The 17,490-nt window shown below is 72.1% G+C and carries 19 protein-coding genes; 7 read left to right on the top strand and 12 right to left on the bottom strand.

Annotation, left to right across the window (positions count from 1 at the left end; translation table 11 throughout):
• Positions 1 to 68: 68 nt before the first annotated feature.
• The 4 genes from KO717_RS13740 to KO717_RS13725 are packed head-to-tail and all read right to left on the bottom strand — an operon-like array spanning position 69 to position 4,561.
• Positions 69 to 680, bottom strand: a complete 612-nt coding sequence (locus KO717_RS13740) for a hypothetical protein (protein ID WP_301366986.1) — start codon at positions 678 to 680, stop codon at positions 69 to 71.
• The gene (locus tag KO717_RS13735; protein ID WP_301366985.1) at positions 667 to 2,286 is read right to left on the bottom strand and encodes a substrate-binding and vWA domain-containing protein; all 1,620 of its coding nucleotides are present in this window, start codon (positions 2,284 to 2,286) and stop codon (positions 667 to 669) included. The genes KO717_RS13740 and KO717_RS13735 overlap by 14 nt, the downstream gene beginning before the upstream one ends.
• Positions 2,283 to 3,470 (bottom strand): toxic anion resistance protein, encoded by a 1,188-nt coding sequence (locus KO717_RS13730; protein WP_301366984.1) that lies wholly within the window; start codon positions 3,468 to 3,470, stop codon positions 2,283 to 2,285. The genes KO717_RS13735 and KO717_RS13730 overlap by 4 nt, the downstream gene beginning before the upstream one ends.
• The gene (locus KO717_RS13725) at positions 3,467 to 4,561 is read right to left on the bottom strand and encodes a substrate-binding domain-containing protein (protein WP_301366983.1); all 1,095 of its coding nucleotides are present in this window, start codon (positions 4,559 to 4,561) and stop codon (positions 3,467 to 3,469) included. The genes KO717_RS13730 and KO717_RS13725 overlap by 4 nt, the downstream gene beginning before the upstream one ends.
• A gap of 143 nt (positions 4,562 to 4,704) precedes the next feature.
• On the opposite strand from KO717_RS13725, the gene KO717_RS13720 reads away from it, so the two are divergent.
• Entirely contained in the window at positions 4,705 to 5,127 is a 423-nt protein-coding gene (locus KO717_RS13720) for a hypothetical protein (RefSeq protein ID WP_301366982.1), read from the top strand.
• A 56-nt stretch (positions 5,128 to 5,183) separates the two neighbouring features.
• Here the strand turns inward: KO717_RS13720 and KO717_RS13715 are convergent, their stop codons facing one another.
• The 3 genes from KO717_RS13715 to KO717_RS13705 all read right to left on the bottom strand — a co-directional run bounded on the left by KO717_RS13715 (position 5,184) and on the right by KO717_RS13705 (position 7,774).
• A complete protein-coding gene (locus tag KO717_RS13715; RefSeq protein ID WP_301366981.1) occupies positions 5,184 to 5,837 on the bottom strand; it encodes an RDD family protein in 654 nt (217 codons plus the stop codon).
• Positions 5,838 to 6,046: 209 nt separating this feature from the next.
• Positions 6,047 to 6,439, bottom strand: coding sequence for a hypothetical protein (locus KO717_RS13710; RefSeq protein ID WP_301366980.1), 393 nt, complete (start codon positions 6,437 to 6,439; stop codon positions 6,047 to 6,049).
• A gap of 123 nt (positions 6,440 to 6,562) precedes the next feature.
• A complete protein-coding gene (locus KO717_RS13705; RefSeq protein ID WP_301366979.1) occupies positions 6,563 to 7,774 on the bottom strand; it encodes a pyridoxal phosphate-dependent aminotransferase in 1,212 nt (403 codons plus the stop codon).
• A gap of 301 nt (positions 7,775 to 8,075) precedes the next feature.
• Between KO717_RS13705 and KO717_RS13700 the strand changes: the two genes are divergently transcribed.
• The 3 genes from KO717_RS13700 (at position 8,076) to KO717_RS13690 (ending at position 10,164) form a co-directional block, all read left to right on the top strand.
• Complete coding sequence (locus KO717_RS13700; protein ID WP_301366978.1) at positions 8,076 to 8,225, top strand: hypothetical protein; 150 nt, start codon at positions 8,076 to 8,078, stop codon at positions 8,223 to 8,225.
• 13 nt (positions 8,226 to 8,238) lie between these two features.
• Positions 8,239 to 8,472 (top strand): hypothetical protein, encoded by a 234-nt coding sequence (locus KO717_RS13695; protein ID WP_266353139.1) that lies wholly within the window; start codon positions 8,239 to 8,241, stop codon positions 8,470 to 8,472.
• A 1,215-nt stretch (positions 8,473 to 9,687) separates the two neighbouring features.
• A complete protein-coding gene (locus KO717_RS13690) occupies positions 9,688 to 10,164 on the top strand; it encodes a macro domain-containing protein (RefSeq protein WP_301366977.1) in 477 nt (158 codons plus the stop codon).
• An 11-nt stretch (positions 10,165 to 10,175) separates the two neighbouring features.
• On the opposite strand, the gene KO717_RS13685 is transcribed toward KO717_RS13690, so the two are convergent.
• Positions 10,176 to 10,535, bottom strand: a complete 360-nt coding sequence (locus KO717_RS13685; protein WP_301366976.1) for a hypothetical protein — start codon at positions 10,533 to 10,535, stop codon at positions 10,176 to 10,178.
• Positions 10,536 to 10,724: 189 nt separating this feature from the next.
• Between KO717_RS13685 and KO717_RS13680 the strand changes: the two genes are divergently transcribed.
• Positions 10,725 to 11,276 carry a GNAT family N-acetyltransferase gene (locus KO717_RS13680; RefSeq protein WP_301366975.1) on the top strand — a complete coding sequence of 184 codons (552 nt, stop codon included), beginning with the start codon at positions 10,725 to 10,727 and terminating at the stop codon, positions 11,274 to 11,276.
• Between the two features lie 55 nt (positions 11,277 to 11,331).
• Here the strand turns inward: KO717_RS13680 and KO717_RS13675 are convergent, their stop codons facing one another.
• Positions 11,332 to 11,784, bottom strand: a complete 453-nt coding sequence (locus KO717_RS13675; protein WP_301366974.1) for a nitroreductase/quinone reductase family protein — start codon at positions 11,782 to 11,784, stop codon at positions 11,332 to 11,334.
• Between the two features lie 106 nt (positions 11,785 to 11,890).
• Here KO717_RS13675 and KO717_RS13670 point away from each other — a divergent pair, with 106 nt between their 5' ends.
• A complete protein-coding gene (locus tag KO717_RS13670; protein WP_301366973.1) occupies positions 11,891 to 12,856 on the top strand; it encodes a LysR family transcriptional regulator in 966 nt (321 codons plus the stop codon).
• Positions 12,857 to 13,061: 205 nt separating this feature from the next.
• Here KO717_RS13670 and KO717_RS13665 read toward each other — a convergent pair whose 3' ends face one another.
• Positions 13,062 to 13,247 carry a hypothetical protein gene (locus KO717_RS13665; protein ID WP_030013293.1) on the bottom strand — a complete coding sequence of 62 codons (186 nt, stop codon included), beginning with the start codon at positions 13,245 to 13,247 and terminating at the stop codon, positions 13,062 to 13,064.
• Between the two features lie 189 nt (positions 13,248 to 13,436).
• Between KO717_RS13665 and KO717_RS13660 the strand changes: the two genes are divergently transcribed.
• On the top strand, positions 13,437 to 14,786 hold the full coding sequence (locus tag KO717_RS13660; protein WP_301366972.1) for a carbohydrate-binding protein: 1,350 nt from the start codon (positions 13,437 to 13,439) through the stop codon (positions 14,784 to 14,786).
• A 75-nt stretch (positions 14,787 to 14,861) separates the two neighbouring features.
• Here the strand turns inward: KO717_RS13660 and KO717_RS13655 are convergent, their stop codons facing one another.
• On the bottom strand, positions 14,862 to 15,878 hold the full coding sequence (locus KO717_RS13655; protein WP_301366971.1) for a YdcF family protein: 1,017 nt from the start codon (positions 15,876 to 15,878) through the stop codon (positions 14,862 to 14,864).
• Positions 15,879 to 15,901: 23 nt separating this feature from the next.
• Positions 15,902 to 17,482 (bottom strand): N-acyl-D-amino-acid deacylase family protein, encoded by a 1,581-nt coding sequence (locus KO717_RS13650; protein ID WP_301366970.1) that lies wholly within the window; start codon positions 17,480 to 17,482, stop codon positions 15,902 to 15,904.
• Positions 17,483 to 17,490: the final 8 nt, after the last annotated feature.

Genomic DNA, 17,490 nt, shown 5'->3' with positions numbered 1-17,490 from the left:
CAAGCGGCGTCCCACCGCTGTGGGAGCCCCCGACCAAGCGGCGCCCACCGCAGCACCGGCCTGTCCCGTCAGGAGCGTCCGCGCTCCTCCAGGTAGGCCGTGTGCGTCTGCTGACGGCGGGCCTCCACCTCGTGGAGGCCCGCCGTTACGCGTTGCGCCTCCTCGCGCAGGAGCCCCAACTGCCGCTCCAGGTGCCGCTCCGGCGACTCCCCGCCCGGCGTCATCCGGCTCCACCAGCGGGTCCGGTTGTACGCGTCCACACTCTCCGGCACGTCCTGCCGGACCGCCCGCGACACCGCGTGCACCGCCTCCGGATCGGTGACCAGCACATCGGCGACCCACCCCGGCTCCAGCAGCGCCCCGTACAGCTCCAGCAGTTCCGCGAGGGCCTCCCCGGCCCCCGACGGCAGCTCCACCCCGGCGACGTACTCCCGCAGCCGCCCGAAGTCCTCGCGCAGTACGCCGAGCTCCTCCCGCGGATCGAACGGCGGCGGCGCCGTCCGCTCCGGCGGTGCGATCAGCGCGCCCGCCCCGTACAGCCCGGCGACCACCACCGGCCAGTACGCACCGGCCACCCCGGCGAGGGTGAGGGCCAGGCCGGCCACGCCACAGGCGGAGCCGGCCAGGTTCTTCTTCGACTCCAGGTACTTCAGGCCCCGGGCCGTCCTACTGGTAGCCACGGATCTCCTCGAAGGCTCCGGCCAGCGAACCTTTCCCGCCGGTGGCGTCGAAGAGCCGCCCGCCGGTCAGTTCGGTGATGTGGGTGAGTTCCTTGCGGTCCGAGTCGCCGAACAGCACCGCGAAGACGGGCGTCTGCTTCTGCGCCGGCGGCAGGGCCGCGTAGAAGGAGTCGAAGTGCTTCGCCCCGACACCCTCGGTGTTCTCGCCGTCCGTCATCAGCACGATCGAGGTGAACGCGTCCCCGCCACCCTGGCCGAGGTGTTGGTACGCCGCCTCCAGACTCCCGTAGACCGCCGTACCCCCGTCCGGCTCCAGCGACTTCACGTCCCCCCGGATCGCATCCAGGGCCGGAGCCGGATTGCCGGGCTCGACGACGTGGGTGCGCACCTTCTTCACCTTGGACCCGAAGGGCAGCAGCGTCACCTCCTCGCGGTCCCGGAACCGCTGCCCGGTGCCCGAACTCCCCGAGCCCGTCAGATCGGTGAGCGCCGACTTCAGCCGCCCGATCCGGTCCTCCTCGCTCATCGAACCCGAGGTGTCCAGCACGTACACCGTCCGCGAGGGCCGGCGCAGCTCGTTCTCGTACGAGGCCAGCAGCCCGTCGGCGACCGACCGCGAACCCGGGAAGGGCAGCTCGCGCCGCTTCTCGGCGTCCAGCCCGGCCGCCGGCGCCACCCCGGCCGCGACCGGACGGCGGAAGGTCTGCTCGGTGATCGCTTTCTGCGCCTCCGGGCCCCGCAGGTACTCCGTGAGCGCCCGCCCCGCGTCACGCGCCCCGGCCGGGGCCGAGGTCAGCAGCGTCAGCGGATAGTGGGCGGTGACCACACCGTCGCGCGGCCGGATCACCGTCAGCGGACCCCCGGCGTCCTTCGCGTCCCGGTTCATGGACAACAGCACCGACTCGTAGTTCACCAGCGCGTCCACGTCCCCGCGCTTGCCGTACGCGGTGACGAGCCAGCCCGAGGAGCCCGACGTCAGCTTCTGCCCGGTGAAGAACTCCTTCAGCCGGGGCGTGGCCGCCTTCACGTCCGCGTCGCTCAGCGCCGCCTGCGCGCCCGACAGCCCCGAGGCCACCGACACCAGCGCCGAGAAACCGGAGTTGGAGCGCACCGGATCCGTCATCCCGTACGTCAGCTTCCCGGCGGCGACGGCCTCGTGCACCGCCGGCCAGGTGACCTCCTCAGGCTTCCAGCCGAGCCTGGCCAGCGCCTGCGGCTTCACGCCGAGGGCGACGGACGAGGACATCACCGAGGTCTCGCTGGAGAGCTTCCCGGCCGCCTCCGGCCGCAGCCGCAGATAGTCGTTGGAGGAGAGCCAGATCGCGTCGTACTTGCCGTCGGCCTGCCCGGAGGCGACCTGCTCGGCCGCGTCCAGCGTCCCGGACCAGGTGAGCTTCACCGTGACCCCGGTGGCGGCCTTCGCGGCCTTCAGCACGGGTTCCATGTCGCTGAGCTCACTGGAGGCCAGCACCCGCAGCGTGCCCTCCTTGTAGGCCGTCTCCGCCGGCCCGGCCGCCCCCTCGGAGGTGCAGGCCGTCGCCGCCGTGAGCACGGCGAGGGCGAGCGCGAACGCGACGCCCGTCCGTACCCGCCCGGCCGCGCTCACCGCGCACCCCCGTCGAGCGCACCGGCGGTCCGCGTCCGCGCGAGGTACGCCGACGCGCTCTGCAGCTCCCCGGCCAGCGACTCCACCGTCGCCGCCATGTTCTCCGTCGCCTGCACCTTGAACGTGTCGATCGCGTCCAGCGTCTTGTAGATCTGCGCGAACGCCGTCCGCAGCGTCTCCGCGCCCACCGCCGGATCGGCCGCGATCCGCTGGATCTCGCCGCTCTGCGTGGACAGCATCTCCGCGTTGCCCCGGATCAGCTCCTCGGTGGTCCCCTTCAGAGCGTTGACCTGCTCGATCACCTTGCGCTGGCTGTCGAGGGCCGAGGCCAGCATCACGGCGATCCGCAGCGCGGACACGGTGGTGGTGGCGGCCCGGTCGACGCCCTTGATCAGCTCGTCGTTGCTGCGCCGGACCACGTCCATCGCCAGGTAGCCCTGCGCACAGACGGCCAGCTGCGTCAGCAGGTCCTGGTGCTTCTGCCGGACCGGGAAGAGCACGTCCGCGCGCAGCGCGTCCGCCGCACCCGGATCGGTGTGCTCCGCCTCGGCGACCCGCTGCTCGACGGCGCTGTCCAGGGCCTCGGTCAGGACGGCGTACTCCTGGAGCTTGCCCATCGTCTCCCACAGGCGCGAGCGCTCGGTGTGCAGGGCCGCGTTGTCGCGGCGCAGCTCGTCCTGGCCGCTGCGCAGCGAGCCCACGATCTTGTTGAGGGTGGCCTGCGAGGAGGCGTACTTCGCCACGTGGTCGCGGAACTTGTTGCCGCCGGGCAGCTTCGCGAGCAGCTTGCGGGCCCCCTTGGCGGGCGTGTCCCGCGGGTCGAGGTCCTCGACCGTGCGCCGCAGCTCCACCAGGGAGCCGGCGACACGGGCCTGGGCGTCGCCGCCGCCGTCCGCGCCCAGCGAGCGCACGGCCCGCTCCAGCATCCGGTTGGACTGCTGGGCGGCACTGCGGATGTCGGCCTGGCCGAGGCCGGCTATCTCGCCGATGCGCTGCGCGAACTCGGGGGAGCGGGCGTCGATCGCGGCGAGCGAGCCGACGTACTCCCCGGCCCGGCGGGCCATCTCCTCGCGGACGCCGTCCTGCAGCGGGACCAGCCCGGCGGCCTGCTCCCTGCGTACGGGGGCGACAGGCTCCGGAGGACTCAGGTGGAAGGACGTGTCCTCGGGCGGTGTCAGTGTCATGGCGTGTCCCCCTGGCCCTTGGCGCGCTGGGCCAGCGCCATCAGGATCTTGACGGTGGGTGTGCCGACCTGGCGGATGCCGGTCAGCCCCGTGTTGAGGTAGGCGGTGTGCGGGGCCGTCGCCGCGGCGAACTCGGCCACGCCCTCCTGCGGGCGGAACCCGCGGAGCACGGCCAGTTCGCGCAGCTTCGGATCGGTGGCGAGGAGGGTGCCCAGCTCCCTCGCCTGCTCGGTCAGCGGCACGAAGGTGTGCGCCGAGTTGACGGTGGTGTCCGGGTAGAGCACGACCATGTCGCCCGGATCCTGCTTCTGCATCAGCAGCGAGGCCACCTGGGACTCGTACACCAGGATCAGCGGTTCGCCGCTGCCGCTGATGAAGGCCCGGAAGGGGTCGTCGGTGCTGGGCTCCAGCGCGCCCTGGACGGAGATCAGCTTGCGCATCAGCGGCGCGGTGCGGGCGATGCCGGCGTCGTCGGCGACCACGGTGTTGCCGTTCGCCACGTTGGACGTGGCGGCGAGGAAGAGGGCGCCGGAGTTGGAGGACGACGGGTCGGTGGTCTTGACGAACACCGTGCCGGTCAGCTCGGCGTGGGCCGCGGAGCCGGACAGCTGCTGCCAGGTGCGGTCCTCGCCGGAGGCCTTGAGGAAGGGACCCATGAGCAGGGTCCCGGAGCTCTTGCCGGTCATCCTGGCGAGGCCGTTGGCGGCCAGCACCTCGGCCGCGCCGGGGCGGGCGATGACGACGAGGGGGGAGAAGAACGGCTTGGTCTCCTGGGCCCCCTTGAGCCCGGCGGCGGCCGCGACCTCCTTGGCGGGTTCACTGCTGCTGGGGAAGGCGAAGTCGAACTCCTTGAGGGCGAGCTGGTCCATCGCCCAGGAGCCCGAGGTCTCCGTCTTGACGGTGTAGCCCTTGGCGGCAAGGGCCTTGACGACGTCGGGGTCGCGGAAGAATTCGGACTTCTCCGAGCCGATGACGCCACGCACGGTCTTCGTTGCCGTGGTTTCTGGGTGATCCTGCGCCTGGAATGCGACGACGTAGAGCACGCCGCCGATCAGGAGGAGGCCCAGGACGATTCCTAGGATGCGTCTCACGGGTGCAGAGTGCTCGCGGAAACCCACATTCCGCGCCGATTTGAATGAACGTCAGGTGTCCAGGCGGTCCCACTTCGAAATGCTGTGTGAGCCCTCGGGTGCTGGTGGGCGGGGCGGCGGCCCGGGAGGATCGGGGCATGGGCGTGAGCACGTTGAAATGGCAGGGCTGGCTGGTCGGCCTGGTGACGGTGGCCGGGCTGCTGGTGTTCGCCCCGCTGGGTCTGTACGTGTGGGCGAGCGGCGGCGATCCGCCGCAGGCGCCACCGCGGGCGGCGGTGGAGGACGTACGGGTCACGGGGTGCCGAATCGATCCGGCCAGCCGCCGGGTGGTGGCCGCCGTGGAGGCGACGGGGCGGGCCGAGGGCCCCGGCGCGTACGTCGTCACGGTGGAGTTCCGCGACAGTGCCGAAGCGGACCCGCAGGGGCGGGCCGCGCAGGCGCTGGTGAAGATCCCGGGCGTGGCCCCGGGCGCGACCGAGTACGGGGAGGCGGTCGGCCCGGTGTGGCCGGTGGCGACGGTGCCCTGGTGCGGGGTCGCCGGCGCGGAGTTCGCGCCGACGGCCTAGCGACGACCCATGAGGGGTCGCGCAGGGAGTCGCCACCGGTCCTCACCGTGGGGCGATCAGCCGTTCTTGTTCACCTTGATGACGACGGTGCTGCACACCTTGTCGGCGAAGGTCTGCTTCTTCTCGTCCCACAGCGGCCACAGGTAGCCGATGTAGCAGGCGGCGCCGTCGAGGAAGTGCGCCAGCTTGCGGACGAACGCCATGCCGAAGCCGAGCGTGGCCCCGTCGTGTTCGCGGTGCACGCTGATGCCGACGATCTTCTTGCCGAACGTCTGGCCGGCGGTGCCTTCCCGGTAGATCTGGAAGAAGAACATGCCGATGGCGTACAGCGTGCCGATCAGGCCGAGGACTCCGGCGATCGCCTCGGTCGTCTCATCGCTGGCGATGGCCGCGCCGACACCCGCCAGCGCGTACATCGGGCCCGCGATGATCAGCCCGTCGAGCAGGGTGGCGCCCACGCGCAGACCCCAGTGGGCCAGCGGCGGCATCCCCGAGCCCGGCATGCCCGGCGCGTGCATCCCCGGCGGCGGGTATGCGCCGTACGGCGGCGGCGCCTGCTGCGGGTAGCCGTACTGCGGGGCGCCGCCCTGCGGGGGCTGCTGCGGGTAGCCGTACTGCGGAGGCACGCCCTGCGGGGCCTGCTGCGGGTAGCCGGGCTGACCCTGCGGGGGCTGCTGGCCGTAGGGGTTGTTCGGGTCGCCGAAGCTCATGGGCGAATCTCTCCAGAATGCTCGAACGGGGACGAAGCGGAGTGGAGGAGATGACCATGTGGAGCGGCCTCCCCCGTGCAACCGCGTCTTTTCAGCCCTCATCGTGTTCGGAGCACCGGATTCTGTCCAATTTCCGCCCCTGCAGCGGGCCCTCGCGCAAGGAACGTGGCACCCGGTCCGGAGCCTCCGCGGCCCCGGACCGGGGCCGTCTAGAGGGCGCCGGCCAGGTCCGGGGACTTCAGGGCGGCGGCGTGCGCGTCCATGCGCTCGGCGGCGAGGATCGCGACGGTGGTGTCGGCGCGGGACGCGGCGACGAGGAGCGCGCGGGCGGCGAGGTCGTGGGCGCGCTGGTGCAGCGCGGCGGCGTCCTCGGCGGAGTGGCGCGGCGCACGGGCGGGCAGGGCCCCGCGCAGTCGTGCGACCTGGGCGGCGATCTCGGCGGCACCTTCGTCGAGCCCGAGCTCGTCGGTGACGGCGAGCAGGGCCGCGAGGTGGCCGGCGAGCTGGATGTCCAGCGCTTCGCCGCGGCTGCTGTGCGGGTAGTCGGCCGGAGTGGCGCCCATGCGGTGGACGACCGGCTTCGTGCGGATCGGCTCGTACATGAGGTGGCCTCCTGCGTGGTCAGGAGACCATCCTACATTGGATTGGTTCTAAAGTTGAGCTGAATCCTGTTGTTGGGGGGTGTGTCTCGCCGACTGGACGCCGACGAGGCACACCGTGCGCCGCTACAGCTGGCTGTAGCCGTCGAGGAAGTTCCCGATCCGGGTCACGGCATCGGCCAGATCCTTGGCGTTCGGCAGGGTCACGATCCGGAAGTGGTCGGGCTCGGGCCAGTTGAAGCCCGTGCCGTGCACCACCATGATCTTCTCGGCCCGCAGCAGGTCCAGGACCATCTGCCGGTCGTCCTTGATCTTGTAGACGGACGGGTCCAGCCGCGGGAAGGCGTACAGCGCGCCCTTCGGCTTCACACAGGTGACGCCGGGGATCTGGGTGAGCAGGTCGTACGCGACGTTGCGCTGTTCCAGGATCCGCCCACCGGGCAGGACCAGGTCCTCGATCGACTGCCGGCCGCCGAGCGCGGTGGCTACGGCGTACTGCGAGGGCATGTTCGCGCACAGGCGCATGTTCGCGAGGATCGTGAGGCCCTCGATGTAGCAGGTGGCGTGCTTCTTGGGGCCGCAGACCGCCATCCAGCCGGCCCGGTAGCCGGCGACGCGGTAGTTCTTCGAGAGGCCGTTGAACGTCAGCGTCAGCAGGTCCGGAGCGATGGCGGCGGTGTTGTGGTGCACGGTGCCGTCGTACAGGATCCGGTCGTAGATCTCGTCCGAGCAGACGACCAGGTTGTGGCGGCGCGCGATGTCCGTCAGCCCGCGCAGCATCTCTTCGTCGTAGACGGCACCGGTCGGGTTGTTCGGGTTGATGATGACGATCGCCTTGGTGCGATCGGTGACCTTGCGCTCGATGTCGGCGAGGTCGGGCATCCAGTCGGCCTGCTCGTCGCAGCGGTAGTGCACGGCCGTGCCGCCGGCGAGGGACACGGAGGCGGTCCACAGCGGGTAGTCCGGCGCGGGGACCAGGACCTCGTCGCCGTCGTCGAGCAGCGCCTGCATCGACATCTGGATCAGCTCGGAGACGCCGTTGCCGAGGTAGATGTCCTCGACGTCCAGGTCGATGCCCTTGGTCTGGTAGTGCTGCATGACCGCGCGGCGCGCGGAGAGCAGCCCCTTCGCGTCACCGTAACCGTGGGCGGTGCCCAGGTTGCGGAGCATGTCCTCAAGGATCTCCGGAGGGCACTCGAAGCCGAAGGCCGCGGGGTTGCCCGTGTTGAGCTTGAGGATGCGATGACCTGCTGCTTCGAGCCGCATCGCCTCTTCGAGCACGGGGCCGCGGATCTCGTAACAGACATTGGCGAGTTTGGTTGACTGGATCACCTGCATGACGGGAGCTTACGGGCCCGGGTGCGCGCTTGACGTGTGTTTTCGAAGAGAGGCCCGAGGGGTAATTTGTCCCACTTCGGGCAATGCGTGGGTGGGGAAGTGGTCCCCCCTTGGAATCCCGGGCCGCGCCCACGTTCCGGCCTGCGGATCGAGTGGGGCGCGGGCGAGTGCGAGCACCTGGTGTTGCGCTCGTCACCCCAGGTGGCCGGCTGGATCGGGAGCGACCGGGTAGGCCGCATGAGTACCCCGGATGAGTACGTGCACTCATGTGGGCGCCGGCGCCGCGACGGAGGCTGGGTGCATGAACCAGGGCGAGTGGAAGCCGGCGGACCACCGCCGGCGCACCGAACGGGTCGGCGCGGCCGTCGTCGCGGTGGCGGGCGCCTGCATGGCGGCAGGGGCGATCTGTATCGGGTCCGTCCTGCTGGTGTACGTGTACAGCGGCAACTGAGGAGCGCGGGACAGTGGTTTTCGTAGTCGGTGACATGGAGATCGCCACGGTCGGCACGGATGGCGACGACCGGGCGATCGAGTTCCTGGTCAGGCCGGAAGGAGTCCTGGAGGAGGCCCGCTTCGCGATCTTCCGCGAACACGACCAGGACTGGGAATCGGCCCGCCTCGCCATCGACCCCCACTCGGGCAGCGTCCCCCTGGCGGCGGTGGAATGGGCGGTGGAGTTCGCCCGCGAGTACCTCTGAGGGGGGCGGGGGGCGGGAGAGCCGGCTGGTCGGGCGGGGTCGGGAGGGTGGGGCGGGGGTGTGGGTAGTCGGGATCTGCTCGGGCGGCATCAGAGTGGCGTATGGGGGTTTCCCGTCAGTCCCATCGTCCCTCCGTGTCGGGCCGGTCCCTCAAGGGCGCTCCTTCGTCGCGTCACTGCGTGATGGCCTGCGGCCACCCTTGACCGACCGTCCCGCCCCGGAGAAACGAAAGACTGCCGGGAAGCCCCCAAAGGAACGAGCCGGGGGATCCTTTCCAGGGACGGGGCGGCCAGAGATGCCCAGGGAGATCCCGGCTGGCACGTCCGAGAGGCGGGGCCCATCCAGAGCAGGGCCCGTGTCGGGGGAAGCGCGTCCGATCGCTACGCGCTTCTCATCTCTCAGCGTCTCCATCCCGTCTTGGGCTGGACATAGGCCGCCCACGACCCGTAGGTGCTGCTCGTGTGTGTGTGGGGCGTCTGACGGCTGACCGGGGTGAGGAGGGGTGGGACTGCGGCTATGTCGTCGTGGATGCGGGTCGGTGCGGGTGGGTGGTCAGAAAGGCCGACAGATTGCCCTAATTGCCCCTATCTGTCCGTGAGCTTGTGGGGTGATGCTCGCGTTGACCCGGCTCCACGACGGAATAGCCGAGGTGTGGGCCCCTACCGGCCGTCGGACGCGGTCAGGGAGAAGCGCGCAGCGATCTAGGGCGGCCTATGTCCAGCCCAGGACGGTCGTCGGACGCACAGCGAGCGCGGGACCCAGACCGTGGGCGGCCTATGTCCAGCCCCAGACGGTCTGGCGACGCTGAGAGATGAGAAGCGCGTAGCGATCGGATGCGCTTCCCCCGACACGGGCCCTGGTCTGTGATGGGCCCCGTCTCTCGGTCATGGCTCTTTGTGCCCGACCCACCCGAAGGTCCCTGATGTGCCCGTCCCTGGAAAGCATCCCCCGGCCCGTTCCTTTGGGGGCTTCCCGGCAGTCTTTCGTTTCTCCGGGGCGGGACGGTCGGTCAAGGGTGGAGCGCAGCGACATCGCGAAGCGACGCGACCGAAGGGAGCGCCCTTGAGGGACCGGCCCGACACGGAGGGACGATGGGACTGACGGGAAACCCCCATACACATCCCTGATTCCGATCAAGTGGCTCCCGACTACCCACACCCCCGCCGCACCCTTCCGACCCCGCCCTTGTCAGTGGTGGCGCGTACCGTTCGAGGCGTGAAGCCGCTCAGGATCATTGCCGGGGATGCGACGAGTCCCCAGGCCAAGGGGCCCAAGGTCATCGCGCATGTCTGCAACGACCTCGGGGGGTGGGGGAAGGGCTTCGTGCTGGCCGTTTCGAAGCGGTGGGGCGAGCCCGAGGCCGAGTTCCGGGCCTGGCATCGGGGGCGCAGCGGGAACGACTTCGGGCTGGGCGCCGTGCAAGTGGTGCGGGTGAAGCCCGACATATGGGTGGCCAACATGGTCGGCCAGCGCGGCATCCGGACCGGGAGCGGGGGTCCGCCCATTCGTTACGACGCCGTGGAGAGGTGCCTCACCGCGCTCGCCGGCCATGCGCTTGAGCTCGGGGCGAGTGTGCACATGCCGCGCATCGGGTGCGGGCTCGCGGGCGGTACGTGGTCGCGTATCGAGCCGCTGATCACCCGGGCGTTGTGTGCGCGCGACGTGGAAGTGACCGTGTACGACCACGGGTGAGTGGCGCGTCCTCAGTGACCGGCGGCCGGTGCGTGGCGGGCCGGCCAGGCCGGCTTCGGGAGCCTGGGGGTGCGGCGCCTGGCGGCTTCGAAGGCGAGCCAGACGGCTCCTGAGGCGACCGTCGTGAGGAACGGCAGCGCCCAGACGGCCAGCTGCCAGACGGTCGCGATGTCCAGGGTGCTCACCAGAGCCGCCGCCGGTGCGGCGGCAAGGGTCAGCAGCAGGGTGATCCTGGCCCAGAGCGGCAGCTTGCGGCTCACCGCGGCCGTCGCGAGGCCCAGGGCCGCGCTCGCCGTGAGGATCACGGCCAGGCCCACGAGGGCGAGCGCGAAGGCGACTATCAGGGCGAGGATGATCAGGATCAGGCCCATGTCGTGCCCACCTCCGGTCTCGCGGCAACCCGTCGCGAGGGCAGACGGAATCGCATTTCCGCTGTTCCGGCAGGTTCGCCGGAGCCATACTGCCAGAACATTGAACGTGTTCAACAGTGCCCCCCTGTCACCCGTAGGCCCCGGTGTGGGCGGCACGGTCCGGCCGTGGGGGCGTGGCACGATCGCGGGATGGAGTACCGGTACGCCACCGAGGCCGATGCGCCCGCCATGGCTGAGCTCTTCGCCGCCAACCACCACGACGCGCTGACGGAACGGCAGCGGGCGGAACAGGGTTTCGTGCAGGGCCGCTTCGACGTCGGCGTGCTGCGGGCGATGGCCGGTGCGCGGGAGCTGCTGGTCGCGGATGACGGGGGCCGGATCGCCGGGCTGCTCGCGCTCTCGGCGCCCGCGGCTCTGGCCGACCCCTCGCCGCCGGTCGCGGGCCTGCTCCAGGCCCAGGAGGCGCTGGAGTGGCAGGGGCGCCCGCTGGCCGAGGCGCGGTGGCTGCTCTACGGGCCGGTCGTGGTCGCCGCCGCGTACCGGGGGCGTGGTGTGGCCCGGGCGCTGTTCACCATGGCGGTGGCGGCGGCCTCGGAGCGCGCCGACGCCGTGGTCGCCTTCATCGAGGCGGGGAACGTGCCGTCCTGGAAGGTGCACGTCGACGGCTTCGGCATGGTCCCGCTGGGCGACTTCGTCGCGGGCGGGCGCACGTACAGCGCGGTCGCCGCGGCCACGCTCTGACCTTGAACCTGACCCTGCCCTTGCCCCTGAACCTGACCTTTGCGCGCGGGAGGGCTCAGCTCACGCGCTCCAGGATCACCAGCGGGATCTCGCGGGGCCGGGCCGCAGCGCGGTCGTCCTCGAACGGGGGCCACAGGGCCGTCATCATCTCCCAGTACACCTCCCGTTCCAGGGGCGTGGCGGTGCGCGCCCGCGCTGTGAAGGTGGCGGCGCCGACCTGGAGGCGGACTTCCGGGTGGGCGGTGAGGTTCCGGTACCAGCGGGGGTGGTCCGGGGCGCCGTAGGCGGAGGCCAGGACGATGTGGCGGCCGGCGTCCTCGGCGTAGATCAGCGGGGTGCGGACGGCGCGGCCGCTGGCGCGGTCGAGCGTGGTCAGCAGGAGGGTGCGGACTCCGTGCCAGAGGTGCCCGTCGGCTCCCGCGGTGCTCACGTAGGCGCGTACGTGGTCGAGCCGCGGGCCGGGTCGCGGGTCGGTGGGGTGGTCCCAGTCGACATCGAGTGCGTGCATTTTCCTGTCCTTAGGGTCGTGTCCCCCTTGCGGCTAACGAGCATTAACGATTCTGGATGCGCCCGACCCGTAGCGCATGCCCACAGGTCTGGACCAAGCTCGTCGTATGGATCTGGAGCTGAGGCACCTCAAGATCGTCAGGGCCGTCGCCGACGCCGGGAGCCTGACGCGGGCCGCCACCGCGCTCGGCCTCGCGCAGCCCGCGCTCAGTACGCAGCTCAAGCGCATCGAGCGGGCGCTGGGCGGGACGCTGTTCCTGCGGGGGCGCGACGGCGTACGGGCCACCGCGCTCGGTGAGCTGGTGCTGGAGCGGGCCCGGGTGCTGCTGCCCGCCGTGTGCGAGCTGCAGGAGGACGCCCGGCGGTTCGCCCGCCAGGGGGCGCACGGCTACCGGCTCGGCGGTACGCACGGACCGCTGCTCGGCGGGCTCGTGGACCGGCTCGCCCACCAGGAACCCGGAGTGCCCGTGACCACGTACACCTCCTGGTCGGAGAAGGAGGTCGCCGCCGGCGTCGCCGAGGGCCGCCTGGACTTCGCGATGGTCGGGGTCTGCGGGGAGAGCGCGCCGCCCGAGCCGGGGCGCCTGGCCTGGATGGAGGTGGCGCGCGACCCGGTGTACGTGATGCTGGCCGAGGACCATCCCCTCGCCCTGGCCCCGCGTACCGGGATCGAGCTGGCCGAGCTGGCCGCCGAGGCGTGGACGGACGTCCCCGGCGACGGGTGTTTCGGCGACTGCTTCGCCGCGGCCTGCGTGCGGGCCGGGTTCACGCCTGCCTGCGTCTACGAGACGGACACGGCGTCGTGCGTGCACCTGGTGCAGGTGGGGCGGGCGGTCGGACTGTGCCGGGCCACGTTCCCGGTGACCCCGGGGGTGGTCACGCGGCCCCTCGCCGGGACCCCGCTCGTCTGGCGGCACCTGCTGGGCTGGCATCCCGCCGCGCGGGTCGCTGCGCGGGCTGCCGATGTTCTGGATCATGCGCGGGCTGCGCATACGGAGGCGCTGGCGAGGTCGGCCGGAGCCGTGGCCCTGCGGGCGGCTCCGCTGCCGTCCGTGCCGTGGCCTGCGGCGTAGCTGGGCAGTGGGGCGGGTGCGGCGTCGCTGCGGGGGCGCTGCCCCCGAGCCCCCGCGCCTCAAACGCCGGCGGGGCTGGGGTCGTGCCGGCGGGGCTGGGGTTGTGTCGGCGGGGCTGAGAACGTGCCGGCGGGGGCTGGGATTGCGGGGACGCCCCCGGCGGGGCCGGGGGCGGTTGCGGCAGTCCTCGGGTGCGGTGCCGTCGCTACGGCAGGTAGCGCTCGATGACCTGCGGGCCCTCCTTCTCCATGAGCTTCCGGGCCTTCTCGATCCGCTCCGGAGTCGGGTCGTGGCCGGTCACCATCACGAGGTCCTCGGGGTCGTACGGTCGCTCCCCGCCGGTGAAGAGGCGGTCCGACCGTGTGGGCTGCTCGTCGGGTTCACTGACCATCGCGTACCTCCTACGGTTTCCCCTGGCCCCATCCTCCGGCCGCCGCCCCATGAACGCACCTCGACCGCGCGCGGGCCGCCGGGCGGCCCCGGGCATAACACCGGGGAAGGGGCCAACCGGCAGCTCCCGCACGGCGGTTCGGATTTCTACGGTTTCCGCAGACCCCACCGGAAACCGAGGAGATCCCCCATGCTCAAGCGACACGCCCGCGCGGCGTGTACCGCCCTGGCCGCCGCCGGGCTGCTGCTGGCCGGGACCGGCGGCGCCAGCGCCGATTCCACCCCCGCCGCGCCCTCCGCGGCGGCCGTCCTGCGCACCGCCGACGCACCGCCCGAGCTGCTCGCCGCGATGCAGCGCGACCTCGGCCTGACCCCCACGCAGGCCAAGGCGCGCCTCGCCCACGAGGCCGAGGCGGGGGCCGCCGCCGCCCGGCTGCGCGACCGGCTCGGCTCCGCCTTCGCCGGGGCCTGGGTGGACGGGGCCGACGCGGGCACCCTCACCGTGGCCACCACCCGGGCCGCCGACACCGCCGCGATACGGGCCACCGGGGCCCGGGCGCAGCTGGTCACCCGTACCCTGGCCGGCCTGGACGCCGACCTGGCCGCACTGGACCGGGCCGCCGGTGCCGCGACCCCGGTCCGCTACGTCGACCCGCGCTCCAACACCCTCGTCGTCGAGGAGACCGAGGCGGGGGCGGCGGCCGTGCTGCTGGCCGCCACCGGGACCGACCCGGCCGGTGTCACGGTGGTCCGTACGGCCGAGGCCCCGCGCCCGCTGTACGACCTGCGCGGCGGGGACGCGTACTACATGAACGGCAGCGGCCGCTGCTCCGTCGGCTTCCCCGTCACCAGGGGGACCGTGAACGGCTTCGCCACCGCCGGGCACTGCGGGCGCGCCGGAACCGCCACCAGCGGCTTCAACCAGGTGGCCCAGGGCTCCTTCCAGGCCTCGGTCTTCCCCGGCAACGACATGGCCTGGGTGGCCGCGAACGCCCAGTGGACCGCGACCCCGTACGTGAAGGGCAGCGGCGGCACGAACGTGCAGGTCACCGGCTCGGTGCTGCAGCCGGTCGGAGCCTCGGTATGCCGTTCCGGATCGACCACCGGATGGCACTGCGGCACGGTCCAGCAGCACAACACCAGCGTCACCTACCCCGAGGGCACCATCTCCGGCGTGACCCGTACGACGGTCTGTGCCGAACCGGGCGACTCGGGCGGCTCCTACATCTCCGGGAGCCAGGCCCAAGGCGTCACCTCGGGCGGCTCCGGCGACTGCTCCGGCGGCGGGACCACCTTCTTCCAGCCGCTGAACCCGATCCTGTCCGCGTACGGACTGACCCTCAAGGTCAGCGGCGGCGACCCCGGCCCGGGCCCCGGCCCCGGTGACCCCGAGCCGGGCGGCACCTGGAAGGCGGGCACCGTCTACGCGGCCGGCGCGACCGTCACCTACGGCGGCGCGGCCTACCGCTGCCTCCAGGGTCACCAGGCCCAGACGGGCTGGGAGCCGCCGAACGTCCCGGCGCTCTGGCAGCGGGTGTAGCCCGGACGCCCGCGCACGCGCGGACCGGTGCCGTGACTGCCAAGGGGGGAGTCACGGCACCTCCGTGTGCGCGGGTCAGACGAGGACCGCCGCCAGCGTGCCCAGCGCGCCGAAGACGGTGAGCAGGGCGCAGATCGACAGGTTCACGATCCGGTGCTCCCAGAAGACCGCGACGAACTCGCGGATGGTGGCGCTCGGCCAGTAGTACTTCGCGGTGGGGGAGCCCAGCACCTGCCCGTTGACGCCGGTCTTGCGGGCCAGCATCGCCGCCCGGAAGGCGTGGAAGTTGTTGGTGACCACGACGCACCGGTAGGCCGGGTCGTGCGCGGTCATGATGTCCCGGCTGAAGAGCATGTTCTCCTCGGTCGTGGTGGAGCGGTCCTCCAGCACCACGTGCTGCTCGGGGACGCCCTGCGCGATCAGCCAGTCCGCCATCGCCCGGGCCTCGGCGACCTTCTCGTCCGAGCCCTTGCCGCCCGAGACGAGGAGGACCGGCGGCCGGCCGCTCCGGGCCAGCTGGGCCTCGTAGATCTGCTGCCCCTTGCGCAGGCGGGAGGCCAGCAGCGGCGGCACGCGGTCGCCGCCGACCAGGCCCGAGCCCAGCATGACCACGTGGTCGACGTCGCCGCGCACCTTGATCCGCCCGTAGAGGAAGGCGTAGCCGAGGAAGCAGAAGAAGACGAAGGAGACGTAGCCGGCGACCACGGTGACCGTTCCGGCGATGCCGCCGAGGAGGGGGGAGCCGACCACGCCGACGAGGACCAGCAGTGCGATCAGCGCGAAGATCGTGAGGCCCGCGAGCATCGACAGGAGGTTGGCCGGCCGGAAGCCCTCCTTGCGGATCATGATCATGCCGTTGCGGACGAGGAAGACGCCCAGGCCCACGGCGGCGAACGCGGGTGAGGCGAAGGCGAGTACGACGACCGTGACGGCTGCCCAGGTGGGCAGCTTGCCGACCTGGAGGAACAGCGCGGAGAACGCGCTGAGGAAGGTCAGCCCCAGGAGCACGGCGTTCTGGAAGCGCCGCCGGTCCTGCCGGACGCTTATGCAGAACGCGAGGAAGAGCAGGGCGGCGAGGGCGAAGGCGACCATGCGGCCCATCGTAGATGTCGGATCTACCGAAGATCGCGGGCGGTTCGGCGCACCGCCCGTCCGGCCAGCACGTCCGTGCGGCGCCCGTCGCGCATGACGAAACGCCCGTCGATCAGGACGTGCGGGACACCGGTCGGCAGCACGCGCGGCCGCTCGTACGTGGACCCGGCCGCGACCGTGTCCGGGTCGAAGAGGACGAGGTCGGCGCGGTACCCCGCGCGGACCAGGCCCCGGTCGGGCAGCCGCAGGCGTGCGGCGGGGCGGCCGGCCAGGTGGGCCACGCACTCCTCCAGGGAGAGCAGCCCGAGTTCGCGGACGTAGTGGCCGAGGTAGTGGGGGAAGGTGCCGTAGGCGCGCGGGTGGGGTTTCGCGCCCTGGAGGATGCCGTCGGAGCCGCCGGTGTGGACCCGGTGACGCATGATCGCCCGGACGTTCTCCTCGTTCCCGACGTGCTGGAGGATCGTCGGCGCGAGCCGGTCTCCGAGCAGGAGTCCGCGGGCGGTCTCCCAGCTGTCCAGGCGCCTGCCGACGTACGGGCCGTAGGCGGGGTCGGCGGTGCCCGAGATCTCGATCGTCGACCAGTCGACGGGGACCCCGTGGCAGCCGTCGGAGCCCTCGACCTCCAGTGCGTGGCGGATCCGCTCGGCCTGGGTGCCGTCGCGCAGCCGGGCCAGGACCGCCTCCGGGCCGCCCTCGTTCGCCCAGCCGGGCAGGAGCGCGACGAGGGTGGTGCAGCCGGGGGTGTACGGGTAGCTGTCGAGGGTGATGTCGGAGCCCTCGGCCAGCGCCGCGTCGAGCAGGGCGAGCAGTTCGCCGGCCCGGCCCCGGTTCTCGCCGAAGTTCATGGTGGCGTGCGCGAGGTGCAGGGCGCAGCCGGCCTCCCGGGTGAGGGCGACCATCTCGGCGTAGGCGGCCAGCGCGTCGTGGCCGTAACTGCGGTGGTGCGGGCAGTAGTAGCCCCCGTACCGGGCCACGACCCGGCACAGTTCGGTCAGTTCGGTCCCGGTGGCGTACATGCCGGGGGTGTAGGTGAGGCCGGAGGACAGGCCGACGGCGCCCTGGGCCAGGCCGTCGGCGACGAGCCGGCGCATCCGGTCCAGCTCGGCCGCGGTCGCCGGGCGGTCGTCCCAGCCGAGGGCGTAGGCGCGGACCGTGCCCTGCGGGACGAGGTAGGCGGCGTTGACGGCGATGCCTTCGCCGCCGAAGCCGCGGTCCAGCCGGTCGAGGTATTCGCCGACCGTGCGCCAGTCGAAGTCGATGTCGTCGCCGGGGCCGTTCCAGCCGGCGATGGCGGCCCGCACCTCGCCGAGGGTGCGGTCGTCGGCGGGCGCGTACGACAGGCCGTCCTGGCCGAGGACTTCGAGGGTCACGCCCTGCGCGGCCTTCGCGCTGTGGTCCGGGTCTCGGAGCAGGGCGAGGTCGCTGTGGGCATGCATGTCCACGAAGCCGGGGGCCAGGGCGAGACCGTGCGCGTCGACGGTCTCGCGGCCCCCGGACAGCCTGCCGATCCCGGCGATCCGGCCCTCGTGGACGCCGACGTCGGCGGTGTACGAGGGCCCGCCCGTGCCGTCGACGACGCGGGCCCCCCGGATGACCAGGTCCACCGGCCCGC

The sequence above is a fragment of the Streptomyces xanthophaeus genome, from assembly GCF_030440515.1.
Taxonomy (GTDB): domain Bacteria; phylum Actinomycetota; class Actinomycetes; order Streptomycetales; family Streptomycetaceae; genus Streptomyces; species Streptomyces kutzneri.
The sequence above is the reverse complement of the archived record's forward strand: the minus strand, read 5'-3'. Positions and strand labels throughout refer to the sequence as shown.

What these genes read in the sequence shown, in the direction of transcription:
- KO717_RS13730 (WP_301366984.1), bottom strand. Translation starts at nt 3,470, where the DNA reads ATGACACTGACACCGCCCGAGGACACGTCCTTCCACCTGAGTCCTCCG.
- KO717_RS13715 (WP_301366981.1), bottom strand. Translation starts at nt 5,837, where the DNA reads ATGAGCTTCGGCGACCCGAACAACCCCTACGGCCAGCAGCCCCCGCAG.
- KO717_RS13710 (WP_301366980.1), bottom strand. Translation starts at nt 6,439, where the DNA reads ATGTACGAGCCGATCCGCACGAAGCCGGTCGTCCACCGCATGGGCGCC.
- KO717_RS13705 (WP_301366979.1), bottom strand. Translation starts at nt 7,774, where the DNA reads ATGCAGGTGATCCAGTCAACCAAACTCGCCAATGTCTGTTACGAGATC.
- KO717_RS13700 (WP_301366978.1), top strand. Translation starts at nt 8,076, where the DNA reads ATGAACCAGGGCGAGTGGAAGCCGGCGGACCACCGCCGGCGCACCGAA.
- KO717_RS13685 (WP_301366976.1), bottom strand. Translation starts at nt 10,535, where the DNA reads ATGGGCCTGATCCTGATCATCCTCGCCCTGATAGTCGCCTTCGCGCTC.
- KO717_RS13680 (WP_301366975.1), top strand. Translation starts at nt 10,725, where the DNA reads ATGGAGTACCGGTACGCCACCGAGGCCGATGCGCCCGCCATGGCTGAG.
- KO717_RS13675 (WP_301366974.1), bottom strand. Translation starts at nt 11,784, where the DNA reads ATGCACGCACTCGATGTCGACTGGGACCACCCCACCGACCCGCGACCC.
- KO717_RS13670 (WP_301366973.1), top strand. Translation starts at nt 11,891, where the DNA reads ATGGATCTGGAGCTGAGGCACCTCAAGATCGTCAGGGCCGTCGCCGAC.
- KO717_RS13665 (WP_030013293.1), bottom strand. Translation starts at nt 13,247, where the DNA reads ATGGTCAGTGAACCCGACGAGCAGCCCACACGGTCGGACCGCCTCTTC.
- KO717_RS13660 (WP_301366972.1), top strand. Translation starts at nt 13,437, where the DNA reads ATGCTCAAGCGACACGCCCGCGCGGCGTGTACCGCCCTGGCCGCCGCC.
- KO717_RS13655 (WP_301366971.1), bottom strand. Translation starts at nt 15,878, where the DNA reads ATGGTCGCCTTCGCCCTCGCCGCCCTGCTCTTCCTCGCGTTCTGCATA.